This is a genomic window from Actinotalea sp. JY-7885 (assembly GCF_014525465.1).
Lineage (GTDB): Bacteria > Actinomycetota > Actinomycetes > Actinomycetales > Cellulomonadaceae > Actinotalea.
This window is the reverse complement of record NZ_JACEXH010000147.1, coordinates 1-8,340: the sequence shown is the minus strand read 5'-3', so window position 1 is coordinate 8,340 and position 8,340 is coordinate 1. Positions and strand designations below refer to the sequence as shown.

Below are 8,340 nucleotides of genomic sequence, written 5' to 3'. Positions count from 1 at the left end.
GCCGTGGGCCGGTCCGGGTCCGACCGCAACGCGACGGCGTGCACCCGGATCACGGGCGCCTCGGCACGCCGGCGACCGCCACGGGGGTCATCCGCGCGGGCCGCCCGGGTCCGTGCCCTCGGGGGCCTCGGCGTCCCGCGCGGGCCCGCCGGCCGGGCCGTCACCGGCCGCTCGCTCCTCCTCGGCCTCGGTCTCGAGACGTCCCCGGTGCTGCACGCCGCGGATCTTGCGGGTCATGGACAGGAACAGCGGGATGCACGCGACGACCGCGGCCAGGGTGACCAGGAAGCCGAGCACGCCGGGCGTGACGCTGTCCGGGTCCACGCCCTCCTGCAGCTCCGGCTCCGACGACGGCGTCGCCACGACGCTCGCGACCCAGGTGCCGGGGTGCGGTGCGGCCAGGGCGTCGACGTGCGCGCTCATCGCTGCACCTCCGGCTCGATGCCCGCGAACAGGTCGTCCTCCGGCAGCGTCGTGGGCACCCGCGACTCGGCGAGCTCGTACTCCTCGACCGGCCACACGCGGGCCTCGAGGCCACGCGGCACCGCGAAGAAGAAGCCCTCGGGGTCGATCTGCGTCGCGTGCGCGACCAGCGCCGCGTCACGCGCCGGGAAGTAGTCGCTGCACGGCACGCGCGTCGTGACGGGGCGCTCGGGGATCTCGCGCAGCTCGCGGCTCGCGAGCCAGTCCCCGAACGGCGACTCGAGGCCCTCCGCGCGCACGGCGTCGTGGATCGCGCGCATGCGGGCGATCGAGAAGTCGTGGTTGTAGTAGAGCTTGAGCGGCTGCCACGGCTCACCGGAGTCGCGGTAGCGCTCCGGGTCCCCGGCAGCCGCGAAGGCCTCGACCGCGACCCGGTGGCACATGATGTGGTCCGGGTGCGGGTAGCCCCCGCTCGGGTCGTACGTCGTCATCACGTGCGGCCGGAACTCGCGCACCAGGCGCACGAGCGGCTCGGCGGCCTCCTCGAGCGGCACGAGCCCGAAGCAGCCGTCCGGCAGCGGTGGCAGCGGGTCGCCCTCGGGCAGGCCCGAGTCCACGAACCCCAGCCACTGCTGACGCACCCCCAGGGCGGCGGCCGCCGCCGCCATCTCGACCTGGCGGACCTCGGCCATCTCCTCGAGCGACGCGTGCACGTGCCCGTAGCGGGGGTTGAGGATGCTGCCGCGCTCGCCGCCCGTGCACGTCGCGACCAGCACGTCGGCGCCCTGCGCGGCGTACATGGCCGTCGTCGCGGCGCCCTTGCTCGACTCGTCGTCCGGGTGCGCGTGCACCGCCATGAGGCGCAGGCCCGCCCGGGGCGCCGCGCCGGAGCCGGCGGGCCCGGGCTCGTCTCCCGCGGCGCTCGTGCCTGGGGCGTGGTTCACGGACGTGCCTCCTCGTTCGGTCGTGCGGGTCCGGTCGCGGTCCGACCAGCCTCTCGCACCGGGGACAATGGTGACGCACGGCGACGACACGTCGCACCACGCCCGACCTCGCCGAGGTGAGCATCACGTCCACGACCGGCACCACGCCCCCCGACGGCCGTTACGGCACGACGCCCGGACCCGGGGCGCGCCGCCTCCAGCGCGCCCTGGTGGTGCTGCTCGGGCTGGGAGCGGTCGCCCTCGCCGTCTGGACCGGGCTCGGCGCGGGCGCCAAGCCCGTGACCTGGAAGGACGTCGGTTTCACGGTCGGCGACGGCGACATCGAGATCGTCTACGACGTCATCCGGCCCGACCCCTCCGTCGAGGTCCGGTGCCGGCTGCACGCCCTGAACCAGCAGCACGCCCAGGTCGGCGTCGTGGTCGTCGACATCGGCCCGGCCGAGGCCCGGACGGTGCGGCTCGCGAGCACCGTGGCGGTGTCCGAGCCCGCGGTGACGGGCGTCGTCGAGAGCTGCTGGACCCCCTGAGCGGCGCTCACGCGCCGCCTTGCTACAATCGTCGTTTCCACGCCCCCATGTCCCGGCGCAGCGTCGCGCACCGTGGCCCTCACGGCGCCGCCGTGAGTCGGCTGGTCGGGACGGGCGCCGGATCCCCGAACGAGCAGATCTGCCGAACGACCACGTCTGCGGCCCCCCGCAGCCTGACCGTGGGCCGCAGGCCCACGCACGCACCACGGAAGGAGCGATCGTGACCGAGACGAGCACGTCCGTCATCTGGCTGACGCAGGAGGCGCACGACCGCCTCGCCGCCGAGCTGGACCGTCTGACGACCACGGGCCGCACGGACATCGCCTCGCGGATCGAGGAGGCGCGCTCCGAGGGCGACCTCAAGGAGAACGGCGGCTACCACGCCGCCCGCGAGGAGCAGGCGAAGCAGGAGGCCCGCATCCGCCAGCTCCAGCAGATGCTGCGCAACGCGCGCGTCGGCGAGGCGCCGCCGGACGACGGCGTCGTCGAGCCGGGCATGGTCGTCGAGGCGACCGTCGCGGGTGAGCGCATGCGCTTCCTCGTGGGCTCGCGCGAGGTCGCCGAGGGCACCGACCTCGACGTCTACAGCGCCGGCTCGCCCCTGGGTGCCGCGATCGTCGGCCGCTCGCGCGGCGAGACGACGTCGTACACGGCGCCGAACGGCAAGCAGATCTCGGTCGAGATCCACGAGGCCACGCCCTACCAGCCGTGACCGTCGGCGCCCCACCGGGCGCCGGCACCGCACGACCCCGACGCCGTCGGACGCGTCCCCCACGGGGGTCCGTCCGGCGGCGTCGTCGCTAGGCGCATGGCCGCCCATGAACCGCGACCGAGCGGCCACCACCCGCACACCGTCACGCCGTCGTGCGCCGACGGCAGGTCCGCGGTGGCTCAGCCCGCGACGACCCGGTAGCCCAGGCCCCGCAGGTGCTCCAGCACCTGCGCGCAGTGCTCGGGACCGCGGGTCTCGACCTGGACGCCGATCTCGACCTCGTCCACGGTCAGGTCGACGCCGGTGCGCACGTGCCCGACGTGCATGACGTTGCCACCCGTCGCGGCGAGGTCGCCCAGGAGCGCCGCGAGCGACCCGGGCTGGTCGTCGACGCGCACGTGCAGCTGCAGGTAGCGCCCGGCGGACGCCAGCCCGTGGCGCACCACGCGGAGCAGCACGAGCGGGTCGATGTTGCCGCCGGACAGGACCACCACGGCGGGCGTGCGCACCTCGAGGCCCGCCATGAGCGCCGCGACCCCGGCCGCGCCGGACGGCTCGACGAGCATCTTCGCGCGCTCCGCGACCAGCAGCAGGGCCCGCGAGAGGTCCTCCTCGGAGACCGTGCGCACCCGCACGCCGTGGGCGTGCAGCAGGCCGAACGGCACGTCGCCGGGACGGCCGACGGCGATGCCGTCGGCCATCGTGCTCAGGCGCTCGGCCGGCACGGGGCGGCCCGCCGCGAGCGAGGCCGGGTAGGCGGCAGCCCCAGCGGCCTGCACGCCCACGACCTCGACGTCCGGCCGGTCCGCGAGCGCCGCCACGACGCCCGCCGCGAGGCCGCCGCCGCCCACCGGCACCACGACGGTCCGCACGTCCGGCACCTGCTCGAGGATCTCGAGCGCGATCGTGCCCTGCCCCGCGACGACGTCGGCGTGGTCGAAGGGGTGGATCAGCACCGCACCGGTGCGGTCGGCGTGGTCGCGCGCGGCCAGGAGCGCCTCGTCGACGCTGGTGCCGACGAGCTCGACCGCCGCGCCGTACTGGCGCGTCGCGGCGACCTTGGGCAGCGCGGCGCCGACCGGCATGTAGACGGTCGCGTCGACGCCGAGCAGGCGGGCCGCCAGGGCGACGCCCTGCGCGTGGTTGCCCGCGCTCGCCGCGACCACGCCGCGCGCCTGCTCCTCGGCGGTCAGGCGGGACATCCGCACGTAGGCGCCGCGGATCTTGAAGGACCCCGCACGCTGCAGGTTCTCGCACTTGAGCAGCACGGGACCGCCGGCGAGGTCGCTCAGGGCGCGGCTGGACTCGACGGGCGTGCGCAGGACGACGCCGTCGAGCACGGACGCCGCCGCGACGACGTCGGCCGGCACCACGGGGTCCACGGTCCGGCTGCTGCTCGCCTGCGTGCTCATGACCTCAGGCTGCCACGCCCGGGTCGTCGACCGGGCCCCCGTTGAGCCGGCGCATCCGCGCCGCGAACCCCGCCTCGTCGCGCCCCAAGGAGGGGAACTTGTCGTGCCCGTGCAGGTAGAGCACGACCGTGTTGAGCGTGGCCAGCAGCGGCACGGCGAAGAGGGCCCCGACGATGCCCGCGGCCAGCGAGCCGGCCGTCACCCCGAGGAGCACGGCGACGGGGTGGAGCGAGACCGCGTGGCCGAGCAGGAGCGGCTGGAGCACGTGCCCCTCGAGCTGCTGCACGCCGAGCACGATGGCGAGCATGATCAGCGCCGTGCCGGCGCCCTGGTCCACGAGGGCCACGAGCACCGCGATCGCACCGGTGGCGATCGCGCCCACGAACGGGATGAAGCTGGCGAGGAAGACGAGCACCGCCAGCGGCAGGGCGAGCGGGATGCCGAGGATCGCGGCGCCCACGCCGATGCCGACCGCGTCGATCGCGGCGACGAGGATCTGCGTGCGCGTGAAGGCGCCGAGCGTGATCACCCCGCGTCGCGACGCCTCGAACGCCGCCTCGCGCGACCGCATCGGCAGCAGGCGAAGCATCCAGGTCCAGATCAGCGAGCCGTCCTTGAGGAAGAAGAACAGGCAGAACAGCGTGACCACGGCGCCGGCGAGCACGTGCCCGACCGTGGTCGTCACGGAGACGGCGCCCGAGACGAGCGTGCCGCTGTTCGCGCTGAGCTGGTCCTGGGCCTGGTCGAGGTAGGCGTCGATCTGCGCCTGGTCCACCCCGAGCGGGCTCGCCGCGAGGCTGCCGAGCAGCTCGTCGAAACCGGCCTGCGCCTGGGTCCACAGCTCACCGACGCCCTGGGCGATCTCGCGTCCGGCGAGCACGACCAGCCCGGTCACGACCCCGAGCAGCACCACGACGGCCAGTCCCGAGGCGACGCCCCGCGGGACCCGGGCGCGCCGGACGAGCAGGTCCACCGCCGGCGACAGCAGGACCGTGAGCAGCAGTGCCAGGAGCACCGGCACCCAGATGACCTTGGTGTAGGCCATGACGATCGCCAGGACCGCCACGGCGACCGAGATGAGCAGGAGGCGCCACGCGAACGCCGCGGCGACGCGCACCCCGCGCGGCACCGACTCGCTCGCCGGTCGCCGGTCCACGGCGCCGGGCTCCGCCGCGCTCGTCAGCGGCGCGGTGGTCTGCGGCGCGCTCACGCGAGCGCCTGGCCGAGGTCGGCCACCAGGTCCGCGACGTCCTCGATGCCCACCGAGAGGCGCACCAGGTCGTCCGGGACCTCGAGCGGTGACCCCGCGACGGACGCGTGCGTCATGCGCCCGGGGTGCTCGACCAGCGACTCGATGCCCCCGAGCGACTCGGCCAGCGTGAAGACCTTGGTCCGGGCGCACACCTCCAGCGCCTTCTCCGCGCTGCCGACCCGGAACGAGACCATGCCGCCGAAGCCGCTCATCTGCCGCGCGGCGAGCTCGTGGCCGGGGTGGCTCGCCAGCCCCGGGTAGATCACCTCGGTGACCGCGGCGTGCTCGGCGAGGAACCGCGCGACGGTCGCCGCGTTCGAGCAGTGGCGGTCCATGCGGACGGCGAGCGTCTTGAGGCCGCGGAGCGTGAGCCAGGCGTCGAACGGCCCGGCGACGGCACCCGACGCGTTCTGGTGGAACCCCACCGCGTCGGCCAGCGACGCCGTGCCCGTGGGTCCCGCGAGCCCGACCGGCAGCTGGGCGCCGTCGGCCACGACGAGCGCACCGCCGACGACGTCGCTGTGGCCCCCGATGTACTTCGTCGTCGAGTGCACGACGACGTCCGCGCCGAGCGCGAGGGGCTGCTGCAGGTACGGCGTCGCGAACGTGTTGTCGACGGCGAGCACGGCGCCCGCCGCGCGCGCGAGCGCCGACAGGGCCGCGATGTCGCTCACGCCGAGCAGCGGGTTCGTCGGCGTCTCGACCCAGACCGCCTTGGTGCGTCCGGGCACGATCGCGGCCGCGACCGCGTCGAGGTCGGACAGGTCCACGGGCGTGTGCTCGATGCCCCAGGGCCCGAAGACCCGGGCGACCAGGCGGTAGGTGCCGCCGTACGCGTCGTCGGGCACCACGACGTGGTCCCCCGGACGCAGCACCGCCCGCAGCAGCGTGTCCTCCGCCGCGAGGCCCGACGCGAAGGCGAAGGCGGCGGCCCCGCTCTCGACGGCCGCGAGGGCCTCCTCGAGCGCGGTGCGCGTGGGGTTGGCGGACCGCGAGTACTCGTAGCCGCCTCGCAGGCCGCCGACGCCGTCCTGCTTGTAGGTCGAGACCTGGTAGATCGGAGGGACGACGGCGCCCGTCGTCGGGTCGGGCTCCGAACCGGCGTGGATCGCGCGGGTCGAGAAGCCGGCAGAGGTCCAGTCGTGGGGTGCGTCGCTCACGGGCCCAGGCTAGAGGGACACACGGGAACACGGCGCCCCCCGTCCGAGGTTGATCCGGAGGTCACCCGCACCACCCAGGAGGACGCCGTGTTCGGATCGCGACTGCGCACCACGATGGTCACCCCGGAGCGCGCGCTGCGCGGCCGGGACGCCTACCCCTACCCCGTGCCCGAGCGCCACGCGGTCCTGGGCACCCCGCTGGCCGGTCCGTGGCCGACGGGCACCCAGACCCTGTACGTCGCCCTCGGGTGCTTCTGGGGCGCCGAGAAGGAGATGTGGCAGCTGCCGGGCGTCGTGACGACCGCCGCGGGCTACCAGGGCGGGTACACGCCGTTCCCGACCTACGAGGAGGTGTGCACCGGCATGACCGGGCACACCGAGGCCGTGCTCGTCGCCTACGACCCCACCGTGCTGAGCACGACGGAGCTGCTGCGCACGTTCTGGACCCTGCACGACCCGACGCAGGGCTTCCGCCAGGGCAACGACGTGGGCACGCAGTACCGCTCGGCGATCTACCCGACGACGCCCGAGCAGGCCGCGGCCGCGTTGGCGACGCGCGAGGCGTTCGAGCCGGAGCTGCGCCGCAACGGCTACGGCCCGATCACCACCGAGATCCGCGCCGCCGAGGACGCCGGGCGCTTCTACTACGCCGAGGAGTACCACCAGCAGTACCTGCACAAGGTGCCGAACGGGTACTGCCCGGTGCACTCGACCGGCGTCGCCTGCCCGCTGCCGACGGCCTGAGCCCGGCGCGGCGGCGCCCTCCCGAGGGGGGGCGCGGCGGCGCCCTCCCGAGGGGGGACGCCGCCGCGCGAGGTCATCCGCGCGGCGTAGTCCGCGGCATCCCGCATCTGGTCCCTGCGGGCGTCCCGGCCGCACCCGGTCCGCTCCTACGTTCGAGGCACACGCCCAACGCAGGAGGACAACCATGATCGAGGCCACAGGGCTCACCAAGAGGTACGGGGACAAGACGGCGGTCGACGGGATCTCCTTCACCGTCCGCCCGGGCATGGTGACCGGGTTCCTCGGTCCCAACGGCGCCGGCAAGTCCACCACGATGCGCATGATCGTCGGGCTCGACCGCCCCACCGCCGGGCACGTCACCGTGAACGGCAAGCCCTACGCCCAGCACCGCGCCCCCCTCGGCGAGGTCGGCACGCTGCTCGAGGCGAAGGCGGTCCACACCGGCCGCTCGGCGCGCAACCACCTGCTGGCGCTCGCCGCGACGCACGGCATCAGCCGGGCGCGCGTCGACGAGGTCATCGAGATGACGGGCCTGGCCAGCGTCGCCAAGAAGCGCGCCGGCAAGTTCTCCCTCGGCATGGGGCAGCGCCTCGGCATCGCGGCGGCCCTGCTCGGCGACCCGCAGACGCTGATCCTCGACGAGCCGGTCAACGGCCTGGACCCCGAGGGCGTCCTGTGGGTCCGCACGCTGCTGCGGCACCTCGCGTCCCAGGGCCGCACCGTCTTCCTGTCCTCGCACCTCATGAGCGAGATGGCGCTGACCGCCGACCACCTCATCGTCGTGGGCCGCGGCCGCCTCATCGCCGACGCGCCCGTCGCGGAGATCGTCGCCCGGGCCCAGACCGACGTCGTGCGCGTGCGCACGCCGCAGGCGACCGAGCTCGAGCGCGCCCTCACCGCCCAGGGCGCCACGGTGACCTCCGTGGCGCACGACCTGCTCGAGGTCGCGGGCAGCACCACCGCCGCGATCGCCGACACGGCCCTGCGGGCCGGCGTCGCCGTCCACGAGCTGGCGGCCGTGCAGGCCTCCCTCGAGGACGCGTACATGCGCCTCACCGCGGGCGACGTCGAGTACCAGTCCAGCCCCGTCCCCGGCGCCCCGAGCGCCGCCGCGACCGCCGGGAGCGCGCGGTGAGCGCCGCGACGGCCGCCGCGCCGCTCGCCCC

General features: G+C 75.0%; 9 protein-coding genes. 4 read left to right on the top strand and 5 right to left on the bottom strand.

Annotation, left to right across the window (positions count from 1 at the left end):
• Positions 1–87: 87 nt before the first annotated feature.
• Both IDM29_RS12705 and mca read right to left on the bottom strand, forming a co-directional pair.
• Positions 88–423, bottom strand: a complete 336-nt coding sequence (locus IDM29_RS12705; protein ID WP_182113292.1) for a hypothetical protein — start codon at positions 421–423, stop codon at positions 88–90.
• Complete coding sequence (mca, locus tag IDM29_RS12700) at positions 420–1,280, bottom strand: mycothiol conjugate amidase Mca (RefSeq protein ID WP_182114043.1); 861 nt, start codon at positions 1,278–1,280, stop codon at positions 420–422. Before mca ends, IDM29_RS12705 begins: the two co-directional genes overlap by 4 nt.
• Before the next feature lie 203 nt (positions 1,281–1,483).
• Between mca and IDM29_RS12695 the strand changes: the two genes are divergently transcribed.
• On the top strand, positions 1,484–1,894 hold the full coding sequence (locus IDM29_RS12695) for a DUF4307 domain-containing protein (protein WP_182113291.1): 411 nt from the start codon (positions 1,484–1,486) through the stop codon (positions 1,892–1,894).
• A gap of 220 nt (positions 1,895–2,114) precedes the next feature.
• The gene (gene greA / locus IDM29_RS12690; protein ID WP_182113290.1) at positions 2,115–2,606 is read left to right on the top strand and encodes a transcription elongation factor GreA; all 492 of its coding nucleotides are present in this window, start codon (positions 2,115–2,117) and stop codon (positions 2,604–2,606) included.
• Positions 2,607–2,785: 179 nt separating this feature from the next.
• Here greA and ilvA read toward each other — a convergent pair whose 3' ends face one another.
• Genes ilvA through IDM29_RS12675 form a run of 3 tightly spaced genes read right to left on the bottom strand, consistent with a single transcriptional unit; the run spans position 2,786 to position 6,430 of the window.
• Entirely contained in the window at positions 2,786–4,018 is a 1,233-nt protein-coding gene (ilvA, locus tag IDM29_RS12685; protein WP_182113289.1) for a threonine ammonia-lyase, read from the bottom strand.
• Positions 4,019–4,022: 4 nt separating this feature from the next.
• Positions 4,023–5,228 carry an AI-2E family transporter gene (locus IDM29_RS12680; protein WP_182113288.1) on the bottom strand — a complete coding sequence of 402 codons (1,206 nt, stop codon included), beginning with the start codon at positions 5,226–5,228 and terminating at the stop codon, positions 4,023–4,025.
• A complete protein-coding gene (locus IDM29_RS12675) occupies positions 5,225–6,430 on the bottom strand; it encodes a cystathionine gamma-synthase (protein WP_182113287.1) in 1,206 nt (401 codons plus the stop codon). Before IDM29_RS12675 ends, IDM29_RS12680 begins: the two co-directional genes overlap by 4 nt.
• A 114-nt stretch (positions 6,431–6,544) precedes the next feature.
• Here IDM29_RS12675 and msrA point away from each other — a divergent pair, with 114 nt between their 5' ends.
• Entirely contained in the window at positions 6,545–7,174 is a 630-nt protein-coding gene (gene msrA / locus IDM29_RS12670; RefSeq protein WP_182114042.1) for a peptide-methionine (S)-S-oxide reductase MsrA, read from the top strand.
• Between the two features lie 184 nt (positions 7,175–7,358).
• Positions 7,359–8,309, top strand: coding sequence for an ABC transporter ATP-binding protein (locus tag IDM29_RS12665; RefSeq protein ID WP_182113286.1), 951 nt, complete (start codon positions 7,359–7,361; stop codon positions 8,307–8,309).
• Positions 8,310–8,340 lie beyond the last annotated feature (31 nt).

Bases quoted from the DNA above. Each gene is read 5' to 3' on its own strand.
- IDM29_RS12705 (WP_182113292.1), bottom strand. From the start codon at position 423: ATGAGCGCGCACGTCGACGCCCTGGCCGCACCGCACCCCGGCACCTGG.
- mca (WP_182114043.1), bottom strand. From the start codon at position 1,280: ATGGCGGTGCACGCGCACCCGGACGACGAGTCGAGCAAGGGCGCCGCG.
- ilvA (WP_182113289.1), bottom strand. From the start codon at position 4,018: ATGAGCACGCAGGCGAGCAGCAGCCGGACCGTGGACCCCGTGGTGCCG.
- msrA (WP_182114042.1), top strand. From the start codon at position 6,545: ATGGTCACCCCGGAGCGCGCGCTGCGCGGCCGGGACGCCTACCCCTAC.
- IDM29_RS12665 (WP_182113286.1), top strand. From the start codon at position 7,359: ATGATCGAGGCCACAGGGCTCACCAAGAGGTACGGGGACAAGACGGCG.